15 protein-coding genes and 2 pseudogenes are annotated in these 25328 nt (G+C 69.3%); 9 read left to right on the forward strand and 8 right to left on the reverse strand.

What is annotated here, in order from left to right:
* Window positions 1-119: 119 nt before the first annotated feature.
* The gene (locus tag ACF1GV_RS17710) at window positions 120-2591 is read left to right on the forward strand and encodes a SpoIIE family protein phosphatase (protein ID WP_391681387.1); all 2472 of its coding nucleotides are present in this window, start codon (window positions 120-122) and stop codon (window positions 2589-2591) included.
* A gap of 298 nt (window positions 2592-2889) precedes the next feature.
* Here ACF1GV_RS17710 and ACF1GV_RS17715 read toward each other — a convergent pair whose 3' ends face one another.
* Window positions 2890-5046, reverse strand: coding sequence for a M4 family metallopeptidase (locus ACF1GV_RS17715; RefSeq protein WP_391681390.1), 2157 nt, complete (start codon window positions 5044-5046; stop codon window positions 2890-2892).
* A gap of 739 nt (window positions 5047-5785) precedes the next feature.
* On the opposite strand from ACF1GV_RS17715, the gene ACF1GV_RS17720 reads away from it, so the two are divergent.
* The 3 genes from ACF1GV_RS17720 to ACF1GV_RS17730 all read left to right on the forward strand — a co-directional run bounded on the left by ACF1GV_RS17720 (window position 5786) and on the right by ACF1GV_RS17730 (window position 10514).
* Window positions 5786-6691 carry a hypothetical protein gene (locus tag ACF1GV_RS17720; protein WP_391681393.1) on the forward strand — a complete coding sequence of 302 codons (906 nt, stop codon included), beginning with the start codon at window positions 5786-5788 and terminating at the stop codon, window positions 6689-6691.
* Window positions 6692-6893: 202 nt separating this feature from the next.
* Window positions 6894-9746 (forward strand): hypothetical protein, encoded by a 2853-nt coding sequence (locus ACF1GV_RS17725; protein WP_391681396.1) that lies wholly within the window; start codon window positions 6894-6896, stop codon window positions 9744-9746.
* Between the two features lie 198 nt (window positions 9747-9944).
* A complete protein-coding gene (locus ACF1GV_RS17730; RefSeq protein ID WP_391681399.1) occupies window positions 9945-10514 on the forward strand; it encodes a GNAT family N-acetyltransferase in 570 nt (189 codons plus the stop codon).
* A 396-nt stretch (window positions 10515-10910) separates the two neighbouring features.
* On the opposite strand, the pseudogene ACF1GV_RS17735 reads toward ACF1GV_RS17730, so the two are convergent.
* The 4 genes and pseudogenes from ACF1GV_RS17735 to ACF1GV_RS17750 form a co-directional block, all read right to left on the reverse strand.
* A pseudogene (locus ACF1GV_RS17735) lies at window positions 10911-11066 on the reverse strand (aldo/keto reductase); the annotation flags it as partial.
* A gap of 78 nt (window positions 11067-11144) precedes the next feature.
* Entirely contained in the window at window positions 11145-12353 is a 1209-nt protein-coding gene (locus tag ACF1GV_RS17740) for an alpha/beta fold hydrolase (RefSeq protein WP_391681402.1), read from the reverse strand.
* A 181-nt stretch (window positions 12354-12534) separates the two neighbouring features.
* Entirely contained in the window at window positions 12535-12936 is a 402-nt protein-coding gene (locus ACF1GV_RS17745; RefSeq protein ID WP_391681405.1) for a hypothetical protein, read from the reverse strand.
* Between the two features lie 181 nt (window positions 12937-13117).
* On the reverse strand, window positions 13118-14110 hold the full coding sequence (locus tag ACF1GV_RS17750) for an aldehyde dehydrogenase family protein (RefSeq protein WP_391681408.1): 993 nt from the start codon (window positions 14108-14110) through the stop codon (window positions 13118-13120).
* A 2501-nt stretch (window positions 14111-16611) separates the two neighbouring features.
* On the opposite strand from ACF1GV_RS17750, the gene ACF1GV_RS17755 reads away from it, so the two are divergent.
* Window positions 16612-16851: a hypothetical protein gene (locus ACF1GV_RS17755; RefSeq protein WP_391681666.1), complete on the forward strand. Its 240-nt coding sequence runs from the start codon at window positions 16612-16614 to the stop codon at window positions 16849-16851.
* A 22-nt stretch (window positions 16852-16873) separates the two neighbouring features.
* Here ACF1GV_RS17755 and ACF1GV_RS17760 read toward each other — a convergent pair whose 3' ends face one another.
* Window positions 16874-19690 carry a SpoIIE family protein phosphatase gene (locus tag ACF1GV_RS17760; RefSeq protein ID WP_391681411.1) on the reverse strand — a complete coding sequence of 939 codons (2817 nt, stop codon included), beginning with the start codon at window positions 19688-19690 and terminating at the stop codon, window positions 16874-16876.
* Between the two features lie 292 nt (window positions 19691-19982).
* Between ACF1GV_RS17760 and ACF1GV_RS17765 the strand changes: the two genes are divergently transcribed.
* Together ACF1GV_RS17765 and ACF1GV_RS17770 are read left to right on the forward strand one after the other, a co-directional pair.
* Window positions 19983-21101: a PP2C family protein-serine/threonine phosphatase gene (locus ACF1GV_RS17765; protein ID WP_391681414.1), complete on the forward strand. Its 1119-nt coding sequence runs from the start codon at window positions 19983-19985 to the stop codon at window positions 21099-21101.
* A 145-nt stretch (window positions 21102-21246) separates the two neighbouring features.
* Window positions 21247-21570: pseudogene (locus ACF1GV_RS17770) on the forward strand (transposase); the annotation flags it as partial.
* Window positions 21571-21655: 85 nt separating this feature from the next.
* On the opposite strand, the gene ACF1GV_RS17775 reads toward ACF1GV_RS17770, so the two are convergent.
* Window positions 21656-22327 (reverse strand): MBL fold metallo-hydrolase, encoded by a 672-nt coding sequence (locus ACF1GV_RS17775; RefSeq protein WP_391681418.1) that lies wholly within the window; start codon window positions 22325-22327, stop codon window positions 21656-21658.
* Between the two features lie 76 nt (window positions 22328-22403).
* Between ACF1GV_RS17775 and ACF1GV_RS17780 the strand changes: the two genes are divergently transcribed.
* The gene (locus ACF1GV_RS17780; protein WP_391681421.1) at window positions 22404-22829 is read left to right on the forward strand and encodes a MarR family winged helix-turn-helix transcriptional regulator; all 426 of its coding nucleotides are present in this window, start codon (window positions 22404-22406) and stop codon (window positions 22827-22829) included.
* 414 nt (window positions 22830-23243) lie between these two features.
* On the opposite strand, the gene ACF1GV_RS17785 is transcribed toward ACF1GV_RS17780, so the two are convergent.
* Window positions 23244-24188, reverse strand: coding sequence for an alpha/beta fold hydrolase (locus ACF1GV_RS17785; RefSeq protein WP_391681424.1), 945 nt, complete (start codon window positions 24186-24188; stop codon window positions 23244-23246).
* A 460-nt stretch (window positions 24189-24648) separates the two neighbouring features.
* Between ACF1GV_RS17785 and ACF1GV_RS17790 the strand changes: the two genes are divergently transcribed.
* On the forward strand, window positions 24649-25173 hold the full coding sequence (locus ACF1GV_RS17790) for a hypothetical protein (protein WP_391681427.1): 525 nt from the start codon (window positions 24649-24651) through the stop codon (window positions 25171-25173).
* The last annotated feature ends 155 nt before the right edge of the window (window positions 25174-25328 follow it).

Genomic DNA, 25328 nt, shown 5'->3' on the forward strand with positions numbered 1-25328 from the left:
TGGCTGGCTGACTACGCCGACTGACGGGTAAGCGGTCGAGCCCGGGGTGGGCTCTGTCGCCGCTGCTGGATCATCGCGCTCCGTTGGAGTGCGTCCCCTGACCTGCGCACACTGGATGTATGCACGGGTTGGCCTCCGGCGGGGCGGCGGAGCGTGAGGACGTGCTCGCGGCCGCTGTCATGGAGGCCGTCCAGGGCACGAGCGCGTACGCGGGGAGTGTGTTCCTGCGCTCCCGTGACCGGCGGTCGATCGTGTTGGCCGCGACGTGGGGGGTGCCGCCCTCGCTGCTGGGTGACTGGCGCCTCATTGCGGTCGGCAGTCCCATCCCAGTCGCCGTGGCGTACACCGCGGGGCGCACGGTTCACCTGGCGAACGCCGAAGAGACGATGCAGCGCTATCCGCAGCTCGCGGTGGCTCTGCCGTACGCCTTCGGTTCCTGTTCCGTGCCGGTGCGCGCGAGTGGTGGGGAGCGTTTCGGATCACTGGCTATCGTGTGGCCAGCTTCACCGGGCAGCGAGGGACTCTCCAAGACCCAGCGTCGCCGCCTGCGGAACATCGCCTGTCGGCTCGGTGACTGCCTGGCCGAGCTCAGCGCCCGTACCGGTGATCCCATTGAGTGTGAACCGGGGACGGCCCCGGTCGAAACCCCTGCTCACGGAGCGGCGGCCATGCGGGTGGGCTTGTTCGACTGGAACCTCCGTTCCGGGGTCCTCAGCGTGGACGACACGTTCTGTGCGATCTTCGGTCTCGACGCAGAGGCCTTCGACGGACGTCCCGACACACTCGTCGCCTGTCTCCACTCCGGTGATCGTGCCGCCTTCCGGGCCTGCGCACGCGAGGCGGGCGAAGGACAGATCACCGCGCGGCGTCTCCGCGTGCGGGACGGCAGCGATGGTGGCGAAAGATACCGCACGGTGGAGCTGTGGGGCCGTGCACCGGAAGCCGACGGCACACCCGTGGTGACGCATCTGGTCGGCGCGGTCGTGGACGCCCAAGCGGGCGCCGCGACCGTCGCAGCGGTCGAGCGGCTCCCGGACGGACTGTTCTCCCTCACCCCCGACGGGCGCGTCACCTACGCCAACCGCCGAGCGCTGCACCTACTGGACATCTCCGCCGACGACGTCCTCGGCCAGTGTCTGTGGGACGTGCTGCCGTGGCTGTCCGACCCCAGCATCGAGTACTGGCACCGCTCCGCGATGATCTCCCAGGCGCTGTCCTCCTTCCTGGTGAGCCGGCCCCGCGACCAGTGGCTCGCCTTCTCCCTCCACCCTCAGCCCGACGGGGTGACCGTCCGGGTCGCCCCCGCCACCCGGCCGTCCTCGTCCGGGTCGCTCCCCACGCCTGCACCGGCGCCCGCACCCACCACCGCACCGGCGCGCCTGGGTGCGATGTACCACGTCCTGCAGCTGAGCAGCGCCCTGACCGAGGCGGTCACCACACGTCAAGTCTGTGAAGTCGTCTCCGACCAGCTCCTGCCGGCCTTCGGGGGACAGCAGATGGCGATCTACCTGGTCCGCGACAAGGCGATGCACCTGCTGCACCACGCCGGCCACCACGAGACGTTCCTCGACTGGCTCCAGGGGTTTCCCCTCCACGCCCGCCTGCCCGGAACGGAAACCCTCACCTCCGGTGCCCCCTTCTTCATCGAATCTCAGAAGGATCTCTTCAGGGGCTACCCGGGCATAGCCACGGGACCGGTGAGCTCCTGGGCATATCTGCCCCTGATCGCCTCCGGCCGTCCCGTCGGCACCTGCATTCTCGGCTTCGACGACCCCCATCACTTCACCGAAAAGGACCGCGGCCTGTTGACCGCCCTCGCGGGACTGATCGCCCAGGCTCTGGAACGAGCCCGGCTGTACGACTCCGAGTTCGCCGTCGCGCACGGCCTGCAGCAGACGCTGCTGCCGCACCGCTTGCCGAAGGTCCCGGGCATCCGCACCGTGGCCCGGTACCTGCCCGCCACCAGTGGGATGGACATCGGCGGTGACTGGTACGACGTCATCCCCACCGGTAACGGGGTGTGCCTCGTCATCGGTGACGTGGAGGGGCACAGCATCGCCGCCGCAGCCACCATGGCGCAGCTGCGCAGTGCCGTCCGCGCGTTCGTGGCCGCCGGCCACGCACCCGCTGACGTGATGTCGGGCGTCAACCGCACCCTCATCGACCTGGGCAGCGACCTGCTGGCCAGCTGCTGCTACATCCACCTCGAACCCCGCCGCGATCACGCCTACGTCGTCACCGCCGGCCACCCCGCCCCCCTGCTCCGCCTCCCCGACGGCACGACAACCGCCCTCCACCTCGACATTGGGCCGGTTCTAGGCGTGGACCATGGAAGCACCTATCTCCCGACCTCTGTCGCTCTCCCGCCGGGATCCGTCCTCGTCCTGTACACCGACGGCCTGGTGGAGACGCCCGGAACCGACATCGACCTGGGGATCGATCGCCTGCGAGTATCCCTGGCCCACGCCCGCGCGGACTCACTCGACGAACTTGCCGACCGGCTGCTGTATCACGCTCGCAGCTCCTCGCACCGGGCCGACGACATCGCCCTGCTGATCACCGAACACGGCTCCAGCACCGCGGTCAGGTAAGACGTGGCCACCAGTCTCACGGCGGGTATGGTGCTTGGCCAAGGCAGAGGTCGGACACCGAGCGGAGGGAGCATCGGTGCGGCGTAACCCTTCCGGCGGCAAAGACTGCCTGATGCCGCACTGGGCAGCCACGCCGGCCCACTGTGCCGCCAGGTGGTACACAGCCCAACGGTCGGGCTGACTCACCGGCAGCCCTTCGTGCCTCACCGCACTTGGCGCACGTGCGTGACGGTTACGTCCGAACGCAGCCGGGTCCCGCACCCGGCCGGCTGCCGGGTGCGGGACCTGCATGCGTGGATCAGCTGGTCGTCAGCGCGGTGTCGTCGATGACGAAGCTGGTCTGCAGGGAGGAATCCTCGACACCGCTGAACTTCAGCGTGACCGTGGAGCCGGCCAGCGAGGACAAGTCGAAGGACTTCTGAACGTAGCCGGAAGCCGCGTTGACGTTCGAGTACGTCGCCAGGGTCTGCGAGCCCGCTGAAACCGTCAGCTTGTCATACGCGGTACTGCCGGTCTCCGCCGCGTCGACGTGCAGGTAGAAGGTGAATGTGGCCTTGCAGCCGGCCGGGATCGTCACCGACTGGGACACCGTGTCGGTGTGCGAGGAGCCGTAGCCGTCGAGCCAGGCCTTGTACGAGCCACTGCGCGCTGCCTCGCCGGTGTCGGTCGTGATGACGCCGGTGGAGGCCGTCCAGCCGGTGCTGCCCGACTCGAAGCCGGGGTTGGCCAGCAGCTGGCTCGAGGTGCAGGTGCCGCCGCCGCCGGAGGGCGGGGTGATGCGACTGCCCACGTTGATCGCGGCGAAGGCGTTGCCCACCGCGGCGTACTGCGTGGAGTTGGAGCCGTACAGCGCGGCGGCCGCGTTGAGGGCGGCGGTACGGGCGCCGGCGTAGTCAGTGCTGGACGTCATGTACGTCGTCAGCGCCTTGTACCAGATCTTCAGGGCGGCGTCGCGGCCGATGCCGGTGACGGTGAGCCCGTCGGAGGTCGGGCTGTTGTAGGTGACGCCGTTGATGGTCTTGGTGCCGCTGCCCTCGGAGAGCAGGTAGAACATGTGGTTCGCCGGGCCCGAGGAGTTGTGCACGTCGAGGTTGCCGACACCGGAGTACCAGTTGTCGGCCGACGAGCCGTCCTTGCTGGGTTTGTCCATGTAGCGCAGCGGGGTGCCGTTGCCGTTGATGTCGATCTTCTCGCCGATGAGGTAGTCACCGGGGTCGGACGGGTTGTTGGCGTAGAACTCCACGCCCGTCCCGAAGATGTCCGAGGTCGCCTCGTTCAGGCCGCCCGACTCGCCGGAGTAGTTCAGCCCGGCGGTGTTGGACGTGACGCCGTGGCTCATCTCGTGGCCGGCCACGTCGAGCGAGGTCAGCGCGTGGGTGTTGCTCGTACCGTCGCCGTAGGTCATGCAGAAGCAGGTGTCGTCCCAGAACGCGTTCACGTACGCGTTGCCGTAGTGGACGCGGCTGTAGGCGGCGACGCCGTCGTTGCGGATGCCGCTGCGGCCGAAGGTGTTCTTGTAAAAGTCCCAGGTCTCCTGGGCACCGTAGGCCGCGTCGACGCCGGCGGTCTGGGCGTTGGAGCCCGACCCGTTGCCCCAGACGTCGTCGGAGTCGGTCATCAGCGTGCCGGTGCCCGAGGTACCGCCGTTGAGGGTGTATGTCTTGTGACCGCCGCGCGCGGTGTCGTTCAGCTGGTAGGTCGAGCCCGAAAGCGCGGTGCTCAGGCTGACCGTGCCGCTGTACTGGGAGTAGCCCGTGCCGGTCTGAACCGCCTGGTACCGGTACAGCTCCTTGCCCGTGCTCGCGTCCGTGATGACGTGCAGCTTGCTGGGTGTGCCGTCGTCCTGGAAACCGGTGACGACCGTCTCCCAGGCGAGCTTCGGGGTTCCGTTGCCGGCCCAGATCACCTTGCGGCCGCTGTCGGCGGCGGGCTTCTTGGCGTCGAGGGACTCGGCGGTCCTCAGCGCCTTGGTCTCGGCGGCCGCCTTGCTGAAGGCAGCGGTGGTGGACGAGACCTTGATCGTGCGCTTGTTGTTGTACGTGACACTCACGCTTCCCGCGGCGATCGAGGCGGGCGGGGTGTGCAGGACGAGGTCACCGCCGAGCACGGGAAGGCCGTCGTAGGTGCGCTCGTAACGCGTGTGCAGCGTGCCGTCGTTGTCCTTGACGACGTCCCTGACGACCAGCTTCTCCTTCGCGCCGAGCCCGAGAGCGCGGGCGGTCGCGGAGGTGTTCTGCCGGGCGTCCCTGAGCAGCGCGCTGTGCTGTGCCGGGCTGAGCTTCGCCTCGATGCCACCGGTGCGCAGCGGGCTGGGCTTCGGTGCGGCGGGCGCGGCGGGTGCGGCGGTCGCCGGGACCGCTTGGAGGCCGACGGCGAGGATGGCCGCGGTGGAGAGCAGGGCGGCTCCTACCGTGGCGCGCTTGTGGGGAAGGCGGTTGTGGTGAAGGGGTCTCACTCGACATCCTTTTGCTGCGACCGCCGGGGTGCGGTCGTTGACCGACCGGCCAGATGGGTTGTCCGGCCGGACTATGCGAGCTGTGCCGGGCCGTGATCACCAAGTGGGGAGGGATTCGGCCTGTTGGCCGAGAATGACATTATGACGCGGTCATGTCAGTAGGCCGTCGGGTAATCGAGGGTTTCCCCCATGAAGCCCCTGTATGACCGGCCGACGGTGGCGACGGTGGCGGTCCTGCCCGACGCAGCCCGGATCCTCCTCGCACCGACACCCATGGGCCGATCACCGAAGACGGACGGAAATCACCTCGTGCCGGCCCACCGGGCATGCCGTGGCGTACCGCGTGGTCCGCACCGCGACAGGGACGAGTTGTCCTGCAGCACGATCTTGCGGAGCGTTATTGCTCAACGGCCGCGTGGCCCCGGTGCCGACAAGGCGCCTACCTCCCGGTCGATCCGCAGTCACCTGAGGCGGCGCGGCATCCGGGCGGTGAGCCTACAGCCCGCCGACCAGGCCGCGAACCGCAACCGGCTCAAAAGCAGATTGAGTGGCTCGGTGCAGGCCCCGACCGATGGGAGCCGTAACCACAACACCGGCTGACTGACCCCTCACAGCCCCGCAGACCGTCATACGGTCCTGGGGAGGCCGACGCCCCATTGGAGCGACCGCGGTTGGCGGAGGTCGGCGGTATGGGTCATGAGCTTGGGGCGTCTTGTGATGACATGACCGGGCGACGGCCTTGAGGAACCGCGGCATCACCCTGCAGCACCGCTACGGCAACACCAGCAGGCTCGACGACCTGCAGCACGCCATCAGCGCCTTCGACGAGGCCATCGGACTGTCGACGGACGGCCCGACCCGGGCGAAGACCCGTTCGCTGCTGTCGAGCGGGTTACTGCGCCGCTTCGAGCACCTAGGCAACACCGATGACCTGGATCGGGGCATCCTGCAGGGACGCCAGGCACTGGAGGGGCTGGCCGCCGACGACGGCGGGCGGCCCGCCGTGCAGGCAAATCTCGGAGTCCTCCTGCGACCCCGCAACGAACGGGTCGGAGCACCGGACGATCTCCACAAGGCGATACAACTGATCAGCGACGCGGTCGAGTCCATGGACGCCCATCACCCCGATCGCTCCACCACGCTGGCCAATCTGGGCAACGCCCTCCTCGATCGTTCCGTGCTCCTGTCCTCGGCACGGGACCTCGATGACGGCATCGCGCTCCTGCGCCAAGCCGTCGACGTAGCGGCGCCGGCGAGCCGGGACCGGTTCCGCAGCCTCGGTCAGCTGGGCAGCGCGTTGCACCGGCGCTTCCTGCACGTGCGGGAAACCCATGACATCAACGAAGCGGTCGAGATCCTGCAGACGGTTGCCAAGACCTTGCCGGACACGCGCATCGAGCGGCGCTCGACCCTCAACGCACTGGGAGTGGCGCTGCTAGCCCGCTCCAGCGTGACGGACGACCTCGAGGACGTGGAGCGGGCCCACCACCACCTCACCGAGTCTCTTCGCCTCAGCCCCCTCGGAAGCCCCGACCACTCTTCTGCTGCGCTCCAGAGCCCGTTTGGAAGACCGCGCCTGCGATCTGGATCTGGCGGTCGACGCGGCCCGAGCCGCATTGCAGGCGCCGGTCTCCAGCCGGCCTGACCGTGCCCACGAATCCCTGACGCTCGCCCACGCCCTCATCGACCGGCTCGCCGTGACCGCATCCGTCACGGACGCCTCCGCCGCAGTCGTCTTGCTGCGGAAGGTGGCACACAGCGCGACGACCGACGTGTATGCCAGGCTGTAAGCCGCCCGGACCGCCGGCGACCTCACCGCCCGAATCAGCGGACGCCCAGGCGCAGCGGTGGACGACTACGACGTGGTCGAACTTCTCCCGCTGCTCGCGTGGCACGGGCTGGCGCGGACCTCGCGCGAACGTCTGCTGACCGAGTGGCCGGGGTTGGTGCGTTTCGCCGCCGCAGCCACCGTCGACGCCCTGCGACCCGCGCAGGCCGTGGAACGACTCGAGCAGGGGCGGGCGGTGATGTGGAGTCAACTCCTCGCCACGTGTAGTGATCTCTCGAGGCTGTCGGCCGAGCATCCGGATCTCGCCGAGCGTCTGACCGACATCCGTAAGGAACTCCACACGGCGTCTACAGCGCTTCCCGAGGAAGCACCGGCCATTCCGGTCCCGCCGTTGATCACGGACCGCCCACAGGCATCCCGGCTCCCCCACGTTGCCCCAGGCGGCATGGGACCCGTCGAGCGGGAGTCCGTCGTCTCGGACTCTCGCCCGGGCGAGGCGGTGAGGCAGGAGCTGTCCGCCCTTACCGTGCAGGTCGACCGGCGCGAGTTGCGCGCCTACCGCGCAACTCGCGATCCTGAGCCGGTCCTGCACGACCGGGCGTCCGAAGAGGCCCGCAGAATCAGCGAACTCGTCGATGCGACGGGCGGGAACCGAGTGGAGGCCGTGGCCGGGTTGCACGCGGTCGCCTGGCTGCGCTGGTGCCGGGGCAGGGAATTGCCGGGGGAGCAGGGCGCGAGGGAGTCGCTGGCGGCGTTCGAGTCCTTCGGGTGGATTTGGGGAATGTCCCTGGACCTGGTCGCGCCGACCGTGGTGGAGCGCGAACGCGCCGCGCGCGTGGCACAACGTCCCCCGAAGACGGACGCCGAGCGGTCGGAGACCGATCCGTTGGTGATGGGCATCACCGGGGCGGCACGGCTCTCGCGTGATCGCGCAAGCCTGGCGAAAGCGGCAGACGATCTGAGACGCCTGGCCGAACTCCTCCCAGACGACGACCCATTTCGTACGCTGTGTTCGGCCCACACCGCCGCCGTGCACACGTCCGAATTTTCGGTGTCGGAGGTCGACGCGGATCGCCGGGAGGCCGTCCGGTGCGCCCGCGAGGTCGTCGCCGGCGGGCACGCGCCCGTCGTCCGGCTGATCGGCCTGTGCCTGCTGGGCGAGGCCCTACTGCTCGGCTTCGCGCCCACCGACCCGACGCCCGGCGATCCCGTCGAACTCGACGAGGCCGTGGGCTTGCTGAGTGAAGCCGTCGACCTCGCCCGTGAGGTCGAGAACACAGCCGGGCGCGGCCAACGGGGAGCAGTGCCCGATACGACCGCGGACCGGGCTCGCCGACTGAACTCGCTCGTGCAACTGGCGAACGCCCTGCTCGCCCGATACCTTCTACGGGCCAACGCGTCCGACCTCGACCAAGCGGTCCGCGGGTGCCTGACCGCGTTCGATCTCCTTCCGCCCCAGTTCCGTGCCCACCCTGGACCACGCAAGGTCCTTGCGGCGGTGCTCGAGGAGGTCACCAAGGACCCCGACGACCCGGCACGTCTGGGACAGGCGCTCCTGCTGTGCCAGGCGTTGCTCGCCGAGACGGGCACGCCCATGCCGTCCGAGCTGCAGACCACGGACGCGGCCGCGAACACGCCGCAGGACGCGGAGGCCGGACGTTCGAGCCTTGCCGGAAGCGAGCGGTTCTCCGTACCGCCGCGAGCCGACGGCCCGGGCGCCGACACTCACGCGGCCGACGTGAACTTGGGATCCGCGACGGTCGCCGTCACCGTGGTCGACAACACCGATCACGAGTGCTGGCTGACCACCGTACGGCGGATCTGCCGCACCGGAGGGGTAGTGCTGGTACCGCAACGCCCCTCTCCGAACAAGCGACGTACGAAGGAGCGCCTGGAACTCCTCGATTTCGAAGGCATGGTGGAGCGCGTCGGCGAGTGTGCGGCGGTGCCACTCGACGCCTTCGACGAGAGCATCGCCGCCCGCCTCAACGTCCTGCCCGACGAATTTCAAGAGCTGTTCCCACCGCTCCTGGGCGTTCGGGCCTTTCCATGTCTGCTCGCCGGTGCGACCACTCTGCGCACCCTGCTTTCGGACAACGGCATCTCCCTTCCCGACGGCCTCGTGTCGCGGTCCCGGCCTGTGTGCACCGACTTTCGGGAGTGGGCACACGTGTGGGAACCGGGCGACGACTATGAATCGCCCGCACACATCGAGGAGCGTCTGCGCAGCGGGGACGGGCAGAGCGTTCTCGCCTACAGCGTGGCTCAGCTGCTCGCCACTGGCCACCGAAACGGTGCCTTGCACGGCGACGCGCGCTGGGAAAGCTTTGGCTGGTCATCCGAATGGGGATGCGCCGTCATCCTCGCGCACGGCGCCCGCTATCCTGACCGGCCGCCGACACCGGCCCAATGCGCCACGGACATGATGCCCTTGCTGACGTCCCTGTCACGCCCAGCCTGGGGCGCCTTCCGGCTCGGTTACCTTCGTGGCCGGCCCGACGCCAGGAACGTGATCGACCTCATCGAGTTCGGTGACACCACCGGCTGGATGCAGGCGATGGCCCGCAGCGACATGGACGAGGCCGTGAACCTGCTCGCAGAGGCACTCGACCAGTGCGGACCCGCCGACCAGGTGGGCAGGGTGGTGATCACTGCCAACCTGGCGGAGGCCCTGAGCCGCAGCGGTCGGCACGAACAGGCGTGCGTCGCCGCCGAGGCCGCCTGGTCGGCCGGTCGCACCTTAGCCCCTGAGCTCACGGGGCTGCTGGCCCTGCAAGCGGGACTGGCCAGTCTGCGAGCTGGGGAACCGCGACGCGGCAGTCGAAACGATGCTTGGCTTGATCATCGGTGTCAGTACACCTCCGGTGTCGGAGTACGTCATGCGCGTGGTGGACCACCTGTTCCCCGGTGACGGCGACGTCCCGGCCCTTCCGGACGAGGAACTGCCGTTCATCGCCGGAAAGGGTGACCAACTGGTACTGCTGGACAAGCGGTGACGAGCGAGGGGCAAGGCGCAGGGTGCTGCTGTTGAAAAGGCGTGGCTGCCCGGCAGCCGTGATGCGAAAATCAGTCCGCATCTTGATCCGCAATGCGCATCCCGGAGGTCCGCATGGACGTCGTCTCGCTGCTGCCGTTGACCACGGCCCGGTTGTCGCTGCGTCTGTTCACTCCCGGCGACGCCGACGACCTGTACGCCTACCAGAGCCTGCCGAGCGTGGCGCGCTACTTGTACAGGCCGGCGCACACGCGTGAGCGCAGCGAGCAGGTTGCCGCCGAGCGCGCGGCGCAGACGGCCTGGCGTGCCGACGGGGACAAGCTGGCGCTCGCTGTCTGCCGACGCGATGAGCCCGGCGTCCTTGGCGAGGTGAGCCTCGGCCTGGCTGATGCCCGCGCCGCCCAGGCCGAGATCGGCTGGACTCTCGACCCGCGTCACCAGGGGCACGGCTACGCGACCGAGGCGGCGGCGGCGCTGGCCGGGTTTGCCTTCGACGCGCTGGGCGTGCACCGGCTCTACGCACGGCTGGATGTGGAGAACACCGGGTCGGTGCGGGTCTGTGAGCGCCTCGGGATGCGCCGGGAGGCGCACCTGGTCGAGAACGACCTCGACGGGGATCGCTGGGGCAGCGAGTACATCTACGCGGCGCTGGCCGCGGACATTGGCGGTCAATCAGGCAGTTGACCCCGACGCCGCCATCTGTTCGTGATCTTCCATATGGAAGAATCCTGGTATGTCGGGTGGGGATAGCTGTTCGAGGTTGATCCGGCGGCGGTGGTGGAGCCGCAGACCGCGCCGACGGTGCCGGTGAAGAAGACGTTCTCCCCCCGCGGGTTTGCCCGGCTAGCTTCGCGCCTCCTACCTTGCTCAAAATGTGTGCGCTTTTTCCGGGACACCCCAGGTCACCTGGCCCGGCCACGCAGCGCGCGGGCGACGTCGGCCACGGCATTGAGAATCGCGGGACGCTGCTGCGGAGAGGTGTCCCGCAGCGCCTGACGCGAGATCACGACACACACGGGACGCCGAGCGGAGTCTGGGCGCAAACGACGCCGGTTCGGGTGGATCGACGGCCCCAGGTCAGGCCGCGTCGAGGAGTTCGTGGGTCCGGGCGCGCAGGGCCTCGGCACTGCGCTCGTCTCCGAGGTCCTCTTCGCGGCCGAGGTTGATGTAGCCGGGGCGGCCGACCGCGGCGAGCCCGGGCCCGATGTGGCAGGTCGGGGTGGTCGCGGCGGCCACGGCTGAACGGCGTGGAAGCAACTCCGTGCGCGACGGGCGGCGGGCGGGTCCCGCCCAATCCACCCCGGTGTGGGCGGTTCAGCCCGTGCTGACGCAGCGCGGCACGAAGGCGGGATCGGCCGGTCCGCGGCCCCCCAGGGCGTTGAGCACCCACTGCTGGACCAGCGGGGATTTGGGCGCCTGGTCGTGTTCGGTGGTGTCGAGCGGGCAGCGGTCTTGGAGCAGCACGTTGGTGACGTAGGAGCCGGGGCCGTCGAGAAAGGCACTGGTGTACGGCAGTACGACCTCGTCGTACCTGGTGGCGATCACCGTGTAGTCGGGACCGACCGGGGTCTCCGGATCGGCATTGAGCTTCTGGAGGAAGTCGGAGCCGGCGGTCTGGTCGACACAGGAGGGGCACACGGTGGCACCGGCCGCGAGGGCGAGCGGGTTGCTGGTGCCGTGGTTGGACGGGACGATCCCGACCAGGTCGTCGACCTTGGTGGCGCCGCCGAGGAACTTGACGTAGTAGCGGGGCATCATGCCGCCCTGGCTGTGGCCCACGATGTCCACCTTTTTGGCGCCGGTCGCGCCGAGCACGGCGTTCACGAAGTCGCGCAGTTGCGCCGCCGAGTCCGCGATGGGGGCCGTCTCCGCGTCGCCGTACTCGAAGGAGAAGACGCAGTACCCGGCGCCGGCGAGCGCGGGCGAGAGGGTCAGCCAGTTCTCGTACGAGGTCTTGAAGGTGCCGTTGACCAGGATCACCGGCTGCGGGTGGGCGGAGTCCGGCTTGCAGGACCAGTCGTTGGCGCCGGGCGGCGGGGTGTCGGCCGCAAAGGCCGGTGCGGTGAGGCCGAGGGTGCACAGCGCGGCGGCGGTGGCGGCGAGGAGGCGGACGGCTCGTCTGGCACGGGTTGCGCGCATGACGTCCCTTTCGTGCTCGGGGAAGATCGACCGGCGTTCGGCAATGCCGAACGAGGTACCGGAATAGTTACTTCCGGGTAGGGAGACGTCAAGGTTTCGGCCAATGGCCGAAACCGTTCCGTTATCGAGCGGGCCGGACAGCACGAAGGGCCTCTTCGAGCGCTGTCTCGAACCACTGGTCGGTTCGGCGTTGGCGCGCTGGTCGTCGGTAAGGTGTCCGGGGGCGGACTGGCGTAGGAAGGCTTCGGGCAGCGGGGCGTCCCAGTCCAGCCGGCAGGCGTCCATGGCCGCGCTGAGGATGGCTCGGTAGTAGCAGCCGGGCGGGTCGTCGGCGGCCTCGTAGTGGTCGACGAGCTGCAGACCGCCGGGGAGGGGCTGGGTCACCTTCCCCTTGGCAACTAAGCGGTCGGCCGCTTTGAGTGCCAGGTCGTTCGCCGATTGTGCCGTGGCCCGGAGGTCATGCTGGTCCTCGTCTTGAAAGCGGGGAGCAATGCTGATGACCGTGGTGGCCGCTGTCAGCAGCTCCCGGGCGTGGCGGTGCGGATCGCTCCCCCCGATGCCTTGCTCAGCGGATGGTTTGGTGAGCTCGGTGAAAGAGTTCGTCCAGATGGTGCCCGCCACAACGGAGTGGGCCTGGCTCGGCCAGGCGGGAGAGGAGACTCGCCGCGACCGCTTCGCCAGTACGGCCGGCAAGGATCTTGTGCGCGTCGTCGAACCGCAGGGCCGTGTGAGCAGCGAGCGCCCCGGCGGCGAGGGCCTCCAACAGGCTGGCGCTGGTACGGGGGAAGATCGGGTTCCAGCTTTCCAGGGCGGGACCTGCCGCAAGGGCCTCGAACGCGGCACGTGTCTTACCGGTGCAGGAGTCGCCGCGCACCAAGATCAGCGCCGGCGTTCTCGATTCCGTCGCCCGGCGCAGGGTCTCGCGCAGGCGCGCGTCGTGGTTGCGCTCAACGTAGGCGGGCAGCACAAAGCCGTCAACGGGCTCTTTGGTGCCGGAGATGGAAGGGTGAACAGGGGTGCGACGGCCTCAGCGGATCGACTGCTGCGCCGCGACATCGCGTTCAAGGTCCGCTCGGCCCTGGCCGGCAGTTGCACGCGGCTCCGCGAATCCCCGGAACTGCGTGGCCGATTCGCCGTCGGATGCAGGCTCAGACGTGGATGGCCTTGGTCTGCAGAAACTCCTCCAGTCCGTGGCGGCCGAGTTCCCGGCCGTTGCCGGACTGCTTGCAGCCGCCGAACGGAGCGAGGAGGTCGATCTGCATGCCGTTGATCTGGATCCGGCCGGCCTGGAGCCGCCGTCTCCGGTAGGCGTCCACGCGGCTCTGGACCTGCGCCGGGTTCCTGCCGTCACACTCAAGGGAGCCGTTGATGCTGCGGATCGTCTGGCCGAAGCCGACGCTGTTGACCATGGCGTTGTGGGGCGTCATGGTGCCGGGTCCGGTCTGGGTGTTCCAGTACCAGAGCGCCGTCTTCCAAGCCACGGCCGCGTCATTCTGCACCAGCCACGGGTTGTCGAGGAGGTCGATGCCGAGCGCGTCGCCCGCGGCTTTGTAGTTGAAGTTCCAGCTGAGCTGGACGGGGCCGCGCCCGTAATAGGCCGACTGGCCGGCCGGACAGCCGTACGGCTGACTCCAGTCGCAGTAGTGCGGGTAGTTGGCGGTGTTCTGCTCGACCACGTACACCAGACCGCCGGTCTCGTGGCTGACGTTGGCGAGGAAGGCCGCGGCCTCCTGCTTCCTGACCGTGTCACTGCCGGTGTTCGCGAAGGCGGGATAGGCGCTGAGAGCGGCGGTGAGTCCGCTGTACGTGTAGAAGGAATTCCGGTTCGGGAACATCTGGTTGAACTGGGCCTCGCTCACCGCGAAGGTGCCGGCGGGGGGCTCGGAGCCGCTGTCGCAGGCGTACGGCTCCCAGTACCAGGTGCTGATGATCGGGTCGTAGCCCGGGTTGTCGTGTTCGGCGATATAGGCCTTGCCGTCGGTGTAACGCACGATGTCGCCGGTCGTGTACGGCCTTCCGGCGACCCAGCTCGGGTAGCTCGAACACGCGGCGGCGGACGCGTCCGTGGCCGGCAGCAGGACAGGCGCGGCGCTTCCCAGGACGAGTGCGGTGACCACGGCGGAGAGACGGCGTTTCGACACAGGATCAACTCCTCTGCGCAGCACGGGCGCACCCGGGACGAGCGCAGCAGGAAGCCGGGTCTTGGGGGCGCGTGCCGGTCGGACCGGCCACGGCGGGGCGTGGCCGTGGTGGGGGGTATGGAGGCACACTCAACCGCTTTGGTCTGTACCAGTCAAGGGTGTAGACCAGTCAACTCGCTCCGCCCGGAGGGCTGTGCATGTTCGCGCTGTCGCCGCGTCGGCCCCGGCAGCCTGGCGCGCCTCACTACTTTTGCCGGTAAGTACTCAATTGACCGTCCCACCCCGGGGCATCGCAGGAGTGAAGAAACTGCGCGCTGGGGGCGTCGAGCTACGGGAAGTGAGCAGCACCCGGTGCCCGGATCGAGACGCAACCGTTCGGCTCGTATGCCGAGGCTGCCGCGCCGTCCCGGTCGTCAATGTCCATCCAGGAGTTACATACCCCACTTTCCTGGCTGCGTGTGAGCACTCATTCGATGCACCCCGTTGACCTCAGTAACCGGTGACCCACCTGCAGACCGGTAAGCGAGGTTCGCACATGTCAAAGATCGGTCCGAAACAAACCGAGAGGCGTCTCCCCAGCGCTGACCGCTGCCCGGATCGGGTGCACCTTTGCTCCCGTCAACTCAAGCACTGAGACGGCCGCTTCATGGACTATTGCATCCCGTGCAACCGCGTGCTCAACGGCGCGGTGACCTGCCCGGAGTGTGGGGCGTACGACCCCGGCATGGCACCGCTGAGCGATCGGAGAGACGGCGCTCCGGTCGCTGACGCCGTGATGCCCGAGGTCCACGTGAGCGGGGGACCGAGCTCCTCCGCTTCGCTCCTTCCCGGGTCACCGACTGCCTCGCAAGACCTGTCGGCTGACCGGTACGACCGTCCGGCGCGGCTGAAGAAGTATGCCGTCCGGTCTCTTGCCGCAGCCGCCTTCACCCTTCTCGGAGGCCTGGCCACCGCATCGGTGCTTCCCCAGTCGACGGCTCCACGGGCAGCCTCGATCCCGGAACAGCCGTCCCCCGAAGAGCCCGGGGCCCGCGTTCCTGATGCACAGGCTTCATCGGAGAGTGTGACCGTGCACCCGGGCCGAAAGGGCGTCCGGGGCCGAAACAGTGAGGGGATCCGGCGTCCTCCGCCAACGGCGACCCGCAGCACGTCACCGGTCTCTCGGTCTCCCGCCGCCACCAGTGCGCCGCCACCGGTAAAGGCGAAGCCAACCCCCCGAGCCCCCAGTGGCCGCGGCCCCAGCTCGCCCTCGCGGACGGCAACCCCTTCCACGCGGCCCTCCGCAAGTCCTTCCGTCAGTCCTTCCCGCAGTGTCAGCGCCTCTCCTACCAGTAGTGGCTCACCGAGCAGCGCAGGGGGAGTCGGTGGCTGAGGCACTGGCAGGGATACCCAGCACAGAGGCCTCGACCTGGTCCGCGGACGGCATCCATCGGCAGTGGTTTTGCCGGCGCCAACAGAGGCCACGACCACGCAACCGTCTGCCGTCAACAACGTGCGGCATGTGGACTGCGTCCAGGCGATGAGGGTGAGGGCCTCTGGCGCTTCGGGGCGAGGCGCTGTTCGGTGAGGAAAGCGTGGGCGGCGGTCACGAGGTGACGTGGTGTGCCACTCGGCCAGGATCGGCTTTCGAAGTGGTCCAGGCCCGGGCGCGTCGAGTTCGCGCTAGTCGTGCTCGATGCTCCGGCGGACCTTGGCCACCTGGACCAGGTCGGTGACCCGAGCGTCGGTCGGCAGGTTGGACATCCATACGCGGCCGTCACCGACTGGTGGATCGAGAACGGGTCCTCCGGACTCCCGCTGAGCGTCGTCAGGGATGTGTCGTTCATCGCTCCATCAACCTCGCGCCCTTCCGATGGTAGGTAGCGCGGCGACCCGGGGGTGCTCCTTCTCGTCCCGCATGCCTGGCGCTGTAGCGGCTCATTCCCGGTATCGGTGGTACAGGCGCCGCGCGCCTCGTCACCCGGCGCGGATCGTCTGCGTCGCGATGGGGCGGCGCGTTCCCGGCGGGCTGCGGCGGCGTCACCGAGCGGGGGGCGTCGCACCGCCTCGCCACAGCGGTATCCCGGTGAGGCGGCGCACATCGGCGCAGATCACGAAGGAGCTGGGGTTGGCGGCGTTCGTGCAGGGGGCCCGCGTCGCCCTGTCTCGGGCCGGACCCCCGGACGCTCCGTCCGTGGCCGGGCTCGCGAGGGCTGCCTGGGCACGGCTGCGGACTGCCCGGACGTCCGCCATCAGCGAGTGGGGTCGAGAATGATCGTGTCGAGGGATGGTTCGCGTAGGAACCGACGGAAGGTGACCGGGGCTGAGCACGACGAACTCGTCCTCAGCCCCCGAAGACCTCTTGGCCAGCCGGCCCGCGATCCGATGGATCGGTGCCCATGCCACCGGATCGTCGACCGTGTTGCTGAGATCGGTCACCTGCAACCGTTCCAATCGGTCCGACAGGATCGTCCAGCCATCAGACCTCCCGTTTCCCACCCGTCCACCAGCCGGAGGGCGTCATGGCTGACCAACTGCTGTTCAACCCGAGCACGTACGACCCCGCGCGCCTCGACCCCGCAACGCGCCGCTTGCTGCGTGCCATGGTCGACTGGTTCGAGGAGTCGGTCGGGGTTCCGCCCCAGGTCCTCGCGGACACTGGCCTGCTTCACCGGCCGCCGAGATCACGCGAGGGGCATGCGTCCGAGTCCGTGCGGGACGCGGGCACGGTCCGGTCGGGCCGAGGCCGGCCGGGCCTGTGAGCCGGGCCGGCCTCGGCCCGGCTCACAGGCCCGGATCGTCGAACTGGTCGAGGTCGAACTGGTCGAGAAGGAAGTCGACCGGTGCGCGGCCCGAGGCGGCCGATGCGCCGTCGTGAAGAAGCAGTTCGGCCCAGATGACCTTGCCGCGGGGCGTGTACCGGGTTCCCCATCGCTGGGCGAACTGGGCCACCAGGAACAGCCCCCGCCCGCCCTCGTCCGTGGTCGCCGCCCGCCGCAGGCGCGGCGAGGTGCTGCTGCCGTCCGACACCTCGCAGATCAGACAGCGTCCGCGCAGCAGCCGCACGCCGACCGGCGGCGAGCCGTACCGGATCGCGTTCGTGACCAACTCGCTGACGATCAGTTCCGTGGCGAACCCGGTCTCCTCCAGCCCCCACTCCAGCAACGTCTGCCTGCAGCGCGCCCGCACCGAGGGAACCAGCGCCGGGTCCGACGGCACGCCCCACTCGGCCATGTGCGAGGGCGGGAACATGCGGGTACGTGCCGTCAGCAGCGCGATGTCGTCGGAGGAGTGCGACGGCTTCAGCGCGTCGATCACCGCCTGACACGTCTCCTCCGGAGTGCGGCCCCCGGACCCGTCCAACGCCCGGCGCAGCCTCTCCATCCCCACGCCGATGTCGTGGGTGCGGTCCTCCACCAAGCCGTCGGTGTACAGCACCAGTTGTGAGCCTTCCGGCAGGAACACCTCGGCCGTCTCGAAGGGGTAGCCGCCCAGGCCGAGGGGCGCCGAGGCCGGCACCCCAGGACAGGTGACCGTCCCGTCCGGGCGCACCACCACCGGTTCCGGGTGTCCGGCACGGGCCATGGTGCAGGCGCCCGCCACCGGGTCGTAGACCGCGTACAGACAGGTCGCTCCGGTCACCCCCTCCCCCTCGTGGTCGGCCGCGGCATCGCCCGTGTCCTCCTCCTCGTCCATGCGGACGACCAGGTCGTCCAGGTTCGCGAGCACCTCGTCCACGGGCAGATCCAGGGTGGAGAAGTTGTGCACCGCGGTGCGCAGCCGGCCCATCGTCGCCGCCGCGTGCAGCCCGTGACCGACGACGTCACCCATCACCAGGGCCACGCGCCCGCCCGGAAGCGGAATGACGTCGAACCAGTCCCCGCCCACCCCCGCCTCAGCGGGCAGATACCGCCAGGCGACCTCGAGTGCGTCCTGCTCCGGCTTCCCCCGCGGCAACAGGCTGCGCTGCAGCGTCACCGCCATCGCGTGCTCCCGGGCGAACCTCCGGGCGTTGTCGATGGCCACCGCCGCCCGCGCTGCCAGTTCCTCCGCGAAGGCGAGATCCTCCGGTTCGAACGCCGGGGAACCCGCCGTCCGGTAGAAGTTGGCCACGCCCAGCGGTACGTTCCGCGCCCGCAGCGGCACGGTCACCAGCGACCGCAGCCCGCACTCCAGGGCCCTCCGGGCGCGCTCAGGATCCTGTTCCCGCCAGCCGTGTGCCTGCCGCAGATCCGCCTCCAGCATGACCCGCCCCTCCTGCAGCGTGAGCATCTGCGGGGTGCGGGCCGAGAACGTGATCACTTCGCCCAGTGGATACACCGGCATGATCCGCTGTTCGCCGCCGATCGCCGCCCGGCGCAGATGCCGCCAGCCCTCGGCCGTCGGCTCCCACCCGCGCAGCACCGCCTCGAGCAGATCCACCGTCACGAGGTCGGCGAACTGCCGCGCCGCCACGTCGGCCAGCTCCTGGGCGGTATGCCCCACATCCAGCGTCGTCCCGATTCCCACCCCGGCCTCGTAGAGCAGCTTCAGCCGCTCCCGCGCGACCTCGGCCCGGCCCGACACCACCGCCAGCTCCGTGGTGTCGCGGAGGGTCACCACGCTGCCTCCCCGGTCGGCCCGCGGGTACGTGGGCCGCTTGTTCACCGCGAGCAACCGGTCCCCCGCGAGAAGCACCTCATCCGTGACCGCCTCCGGCGACGACAGCAGCCGCATGACCGGCTCCGGCAGTCCCAGCTCCTGCACCGAGCGCCCCTGGCCGCCCGCCGGCAGTCCGAGCAGCCGCGTCGCCTCGTCGTTCGCCAGCAGCAGGCGTCCGTCGGCGCCGGTGATCAACACCCCTTCCCGCACCGCGCGCAGGACCGCGTCGTGGTGCTCGTACAACCGCGCCAGCTCGTCCGGGGCCAGGCCGCGCGTCTGCCGCCGCAGCCGCCGGGACACCAGCGTCGTCCCCGTCACGGCCAGCGCAAGCGCGGCCGCGCCGCCGGCCAGGATGATCGGCAGCTGCGGCAGCCACAGCCACGCCACGTTCTTGACCGTGATCCCCGCGGAGACCAGGCCGACCACCTTGCCGCGCGAGTCGGTCACCGGGACCACCGCCTGCACGTCCGTCCCCTTGCCCGCGGGCAGCGGCGGCCCGCCGGCCTGCTCGACGACGGTACGGCCACGCAACGCCGGTGCAATGGTGCCGACGAACTTCTTCCCGATCTCCCGCCGATAGGGGTACGTGTAACGGATCCCCTTCGTGCTCATGGCGACCACGAAATCCACGCCCGCGCGCTTGCGCGCCTCCTCGGCCCGCGGCTGGAGCACCGCTGACGGATCCCGGCTCTGCAGCGCCGCGGCCACGCCAGGGGCACTCGCGAACGACTGGGCCGCGACGACCGCCTCCCGTCGCCCCTGCCGCAGAGCGTCATTCGCCGTCTGGAGCACCATGCCCACCACCGCGGCCACGACCAGCAGGACCACGATGACGACCTGGAGAAGGAACACCTGACCGGCCGCACTGTGCGGGTCCAACAGGGAAGCACGACGTTCGTGCGAGCGTCCGACGGGCGGATGACGTTCCCGGCCCCGACGGCGCCCGAAGAATGCCTCCATACTCCCTTGATAACACCACTGTGGGGAAGCCGATGCTGATCTGGTCCGTCGTGCGGCTGCCGCGTCACGGCCCGCCAGAGGGCGTTCGACGGAGGAAGGAGCATCCGCATCGGGGCGGGAACAGGGCGTCGGAGGCGTTCCTCGCCTTGTTCGGTGATCGGCACGCCATGGCCCCGCCCCAGCCCACGACCGGGCACAGCGCCGCACCCGCGGGCCGCAGTGGCCCGTCGGCGCGCATACGCGGCTGCGCTCTCACCGGCCGGAGCCCAATATCCCCCGATAAGATGCTTTTGTGATCAGGACAGGACGGCCTCAGCACCACCGCTCTCCCTACCGTGGTCGACGCGACGCCGCACTGCTGTCCCCGGTGCTTCTCACCGTCCTCATCACGGGCCTCGCCTTCGCCACCCCCCGGGAGATCGCCTTCAGCCGTCTCCTGCCCGCCGCACCCGCCCTCGCCGCCGCGATGTGGCCTGTTCTGGCGACGCTCCTCCTCGGGGGCTTCTGCCTGCTGGCCATGATCGGGCTCAGCTTCTTCTACTCCGATCTGGGTACGTCCTACACCGTGGCTGCGATCGTCGCGGTCACTTTGGCGGCCGCCTATACGAGCCACCTCCGACTCCAGCGAGAGGAGACACTCTTCCAGGTCCGGCTCGTCGCCGATGCGGCGCAGAAGGTGCTGCTGCGTCCGCTGCCGCGCCGTGTCCAGGACGTCGATATCGAGTCGCTGTATCTGGCGGCCCAGGAGCAGGCCCGGATCGGGGGCGACTTCTACGAGGTGGTCGACACGCCGTACGGGGTCCGGCTGCTCATCGGTGACGTGCGCGGAAAGGGCTTGTCGGCGGTCGGGGCGGCCTCGGTGGTGATCAACTGCTTCAGGGAGAACGCGTACGACCAGCCAGACCTGAGGGGCATCATCCATCGCCTGGACATCAGCATGGCCCGCTACAGCGTCGCGATTCCGGACCCGGATCAGCCCGAGCACTTCGCCACCGCTCTGATCGCCGAGATCCCGTACGACAGTGGAAATGTCAACGTCCTCAACTGTGGACACCCCCCACCAGTGCTGATGCGGGGCGGAGAGATCCGCGTCCTGGAGCCCACCGTCCCCTCGCCGCCTCTCAACCTCGCGACGCTCCTCGGAGACGACTACATCGTCGACACCTTCGCCTTCGCCTCGGGCGACCAGATGCTGCTGTACACCGACGGTGTGACGGAGACCCGAGACCACACGGGCACGTTCTTCCCGCTGCCGGAGTGGATGCGGCAACTCGGCCCGGCGACGCCCCGTGAGCTGCTGGACCGGCTGCACGGCGACCTGCTTCACTACAGCGGCGGAAGGCTCGAGGACGACATCGCGGCCGTCGCCGTCCGCTGCAGGCGACCCTGGACTCAGGAGCACCCCGCGTAGGCGGTGGAAGCCGAGGTGCGGCTGCATCCGCTCCCGATGCGAGGGCACGCGCCGACCGTGCGGCGCGCGCCCTCTGCGGCAGGGGCTGCCGGCCCCGTCCGGGTCGCGCATCCACCCGGACCACGCTCACCGGCCGGGCCATGTCGTCCGCAAGGTCTGGGTCGACGGCGGCTACCGCCAGCACCTCGTCGAACATGCCGCCACCCTCGGCATCGACATGGAGATCGGCGCACGCACACCCGGGACCAAGGGCTTCACCCCGATCCCGAAGCGGTGGGCGGTCGAGCGCACCTGCGGCCGGCTCATGCTCCACCGCCGCCTCGCCCGCGACTATGAAGCCCTGCCCGTCCGCTCCGAAGCCATGATCCACCTCACCATGACCGACCTCATGGCCCGCCGCCTCACCGGCGAGAGCACCATCTCCTGGCGCGACGCGACACCAGAGACAAAACAGCCGATTCCGGGATAAAGCATCGGGCGAACACGACCTCTTATCGTGCATCCCCGCTGCCTCCCGGGCCGAGGCATCTTCTCCGCCTCGGCCCGGTCGGCTGTCAGGTCCGAGGAATCGCCTGGCTCGAGGAGCCGCCGGCTCCGGGCAGGCCGCCTTTGTCCTCTGCGGACCAGGTGCGGACGGCCGGGCCGTGCGGTCCGCCGACCAAGCTGCTCAGGATCTGAGTGTGGGCGCTCAGCGCCGGGGGGCTCAGCACCGCATCGTGAACGAGGAAGACCGCGTCGGGTCCGACCTCCCTGACGTAGTCGACGACCTCGGCCAGCTTCACCCACGGCGCACCGGCCGGCGCGAGGAGCGTGCGCACCTCCTCCTCGGGGACAGTGAGCGCGTCGCCCGGGTGGAAGACTCCGTCGACCAGGAAGCCGACGTTGTCGAACTCGGCGAAGTCGCGGTGGATGGTGGCGTGCTTTTCCCCGTACACGTGGAATTCCAGAGGGCCGACGTCGAAAGCGTCGCCGTGCCGGACGGTATGGACGCGCCCGCCGAGGTCAGTGAGGTGGCGGGCGACCGCCGGGTTGGTCCAGATCTCGATGTCGCCCCCGGCCTGCCGCAGCCGGTCGGGGACGAAGTGGTCTATGTGCTCATGCGTGACAAGCACCGCGTCGGCTCCCTCCAGGGCGTCCGGATCGCTGAAGCAGCCGGGGTCGATGACGACGGTGTAGCCCTCGTGCTGCAGTCGTATGCAGGAATGCCCCAGTGAGGTGATCTGCATGGCTGGTCTCCCTTCTATTTAAACAGCATGACTGTACAGCATTGCTGTACACCTATCCTGCGGGTACGGTGATGCCGTGAACGAGCAAGAGATCGCGAGCGACCTGCGAGCCGCCGCCGGAAACCTGGTGCGGCGCGCACGAGCCACCGATGCCATGCCGCAGGCGCAGGCCGCGGTACTGGGCTACCTCGACCGCGAAGGGCCCATGACCACCAGCGAGCTCGCTGCCCGGCAGCAGGTCCGCCACCAGTCGGCGGCGCGGGTCGTCGGCCAACTCGTCGAACTAGGCCTCGTCCGCCAGAAGCCCCACCCGGACGACAGGCGCAAGGTCCTCGTCGTGCTGACCGATCCGGGCCTGCAGGCACTCCAGGAACGTCGCGGCCGCCGAGCCGACTGGCTCGCCGAAGCCATCAGGGCAGAGCTGGCCCCCGCCGAACAGCAACAGCTCGCGGAGTCCGTCACCCTCCTCAAGCGGCTGGCCCGGCACGGCGATCACAGCTGACCGTCCCCTGTCTCCGGAGGAAGTACCTCAGAGGGGTTCCCGTAGTACGCGCAGAAAACGGGTATGAGTGGTTGAGGTCCAGCACATCCCGGTGAGATTGATCTTGCAGGATGCCCCGGCTCCCGCCGGGGTTCTTGTGTACGGGGGTGGCGTTGTGCTCCGGGCTCCGTGGCGTCGGGCCAGGGCCCGAAGGGGCCGTGTTCTCCACGACCGGAGGTGCCCAGCGCACCAGGAGCCTGGACGGCCTCCTTCGGTGCGTCGGCGCGGACCCGGGACGCAGGCGGCGGTCAGTGGGCTGGTGGGCGCGGGTCACGACGAGGTGGCCGAGGTGCGGTGTCGAACTTGGCTGGGCTTCTCGCAGTTCTGCGGGCGTGAGGGCGGCCTCCGTCTGATCCTGTTGCTCCGTCAGGTTGGTCAAGAAGCCTTGTGCAGGGAGACGACGGCCTGCACCAGGGCGTGCGGGGCCTCCCAGTTCAACATGTGTCCGGCGCCCGGCACGGTGACCAGCCGTGCGCCCGGTATTCCGGTGGCCAGGCGCCTGGCGTGGCTGGCGGGTGTGCTGCGATCGGCCGAGCCGACCATGACGACGGTGGGGACCGTGATCTCGGTCAGACGAGGGTAGCGGTCCTCACGGGCGAACGCCCGCACGACCGGCACGAGGGAGCGGTGGTCCTGGTGGAGGAAGACCTCGAGGAAGACCGCGATCATCGCTGGAGAGGGGTGTGTTCCGCACTGAGCGGCTCCGAAGAGGATTCCGCCCGTGCGGGTCCGTGCCAGCCGCTGGAGGATGCCCGTCTCCAGCAGCGGGATCTGCAGCCGGTTATGCGGCGCTCCGTCATAGATACGGCCCGCCCAGGTCGCGAACAGCACCAGACCGTGCAGCCGCCGGGCGACGCCGGGATGGTCGAGCACGGCACGAAGCGCGAGGAATCCGCCCATGGAATGCCCGACGAGCACCCCGTCGCGTACGTTGAAGTGTTCGAGGACCGCCAGGTAGTCCTGCGCCATGGGTCCGGAGCCGATGCCGTCCGCGCCGCACGTCGACCGTCCATGGCCACGCTGATCGAAGACGATGACACGGTGACCGCTCGCCACCAGGGTGGCCTGCACCAGATTCCACTCCAGGAGAGAGACACCGTATCCGTGGGCCAGCACCACCGGTGGCCCGTCACCCGCGACGAGGGTGCGCAGCACCGTCCCGTCGGGGCGAGAGAGCAGCACTTCCTCGCCCTCGGGCTCGCGGCGGAGCCGTTCGTAAGAGACTGGATCCGGCCGACGTTCGATCCGGTCGGCCGCTGCCCGCGCCGCGATGGCTGCGGCGGCCGCCGCAGCGGCCCCCCAGACCAGTCGCATCTTCATCAGACCCCCTGAACCTGCCCCCGTGTTGTGTCAGGCCGGGTCGAAGCGCGCTGACGGCGCCCATTGTGTATCTCACTAGGACTGCGGCGCGTCGAGAATGTAGCGGATTGGCTCAGAAGCTTTGTTCCAAGGGACGTGCGCGGTCAGGTAGTTGCCGGTGAGGTATGAACTCCGTCTTGATGGGAGAGATGGGCCCTTGTGCTTCCTCGATCTGCCGGGCAGATCACGGACGTACTGCGCACGAGCCCTCACAAGGTGCCGCTCGTGGGCATCGGACTGAGTCAGCAGCTGAAGAAAGAAACGAGACGTGCATATCCGAATCGCTTGTCGCTCAGCGCTCGCCGCCGTTCTGCTCTCCTTCGCGGCCGTTCCGGCGTCCGCGGCCGGCGAGGGGGCAGGGGCCGACCGCTCCTGTGGCGATCTGCGGTTGACGGGCTCACTGCCCGCACCGCCCGTGGGCATGGCCGTACAGCAGGAGGTCTCGATCGGCGTGGACTGCAGGCCACGGCTCGGTGAGGTGCGGCTGACGCCGCTCGGCCGGGCCGGTGGAACCGCGGCAGGGGCCGGGACCAAAGAAACCGAGAGCGGCTGGCATCGGATCTCCAGCTGGAACGAGATGTACGACTGCTGCCATATCCGCATGACCGCCCTGTACTTGACGTCGCACTGGGCCACCGAAGGCGGTCGCGTCGTGAGCGCGGGCGCAGGCGCCACCCAGCAGTGGAACCGTGAGCCGTGGGATGCGGGTTGGTCGCGGAAGTCGGCCACCGAGGGCGTCGACTGCGCCACCGGCTGCCCCGCCTCCCGCAGCGAGGCACACGCGGACTTCACCTACCGCGGAATCTTCGACGCGACCGGGGCCTGGTACGCCAACACCCACCGCTCGTACGTCGACCTCAAGGCCGACGGCACCGCCTTGTGCCACTTCGAGGTGAACCTGCGTCACACCTTCATCGGCTGGAACTGGCGGCGCGGCTGCGCCTGACCGGCCCCGACGACGGCCGGAGCGCGCCGCACCGCGCAGCAATCGTCAACTGGGCTTTCGTCCCTCTTCCTGGCTCCCATAGGACAGGGGTCGCTTCCGGCGGCACGCGCAACCCGGACAGCGCGCCGCAGGGGTGGGCGCCATCGCGGAGGCAA

The sequence above is a fragment of the Streptomyces sp. NPDC014006 genome (genome assembly GCF_043088925.1).
Classification (GTDB): Bacteria; Actinomycetota; Actinomycetes; order Streptomycetales; family Streptomycetaceae; genus Streptomyces.

Excerpts from the sequence above, each read along its gene's own strand:
- ACF1GV_RS17710 (WP_391681387.1), top strand. The coding sequence starts at position 120 with ATGCACGGGTTGGCCTCCGGCGGGGCGGCGGAGCGTGAGGACGTGCTC.
- ACF1GV_RS17730 (WP_391681399.1), top strand. The coding sequence starts at position 9,945 with ATGGACGTCGTCTCGCTGCTGCCGTTGACCACGGCCCGGTTGTCGCTG.
- ACF1GV_RS17755 (WP_391681666.1), top strand. The coding sequence starts at position 16,612 with ATGGCTGACCAACTGCTGTTCAACCCGAGCACGTACGACCCCGCGCGC.
- ACF1GV_RS17760 (WP_391681411.1), bottom strand. The coding sequence starts at position 19,690 with ATGGAGGCATTCTTCGGGCGCCGTCGGGGCCGGGAACGTCATCCGCCC.
- ACF1GV_RS17775 (WP_391681418.1), bottom strand. The coding sequence starts at position 22,327 with ATGCAGATCACCTCACTGGGGCATTCCTGCATACGACTGCAGCACGAG.
- ACF1GV_RS17785 (WP_391681424.1), bottom strand. The coding sequence starts at position 24,188 with ATGAAGATGCGACTGGTCTGGGGGGCCGCTGCGGCGGCCGCCGCAGCC.
- ACF1GV_RS17790 (WP_391681427.1), top strand. The coding sequence starts at position 24,649 with ATGGCCGTACAGCAGGAGGTCTCGATCGGCGTGGACTGCAGGCCACGG.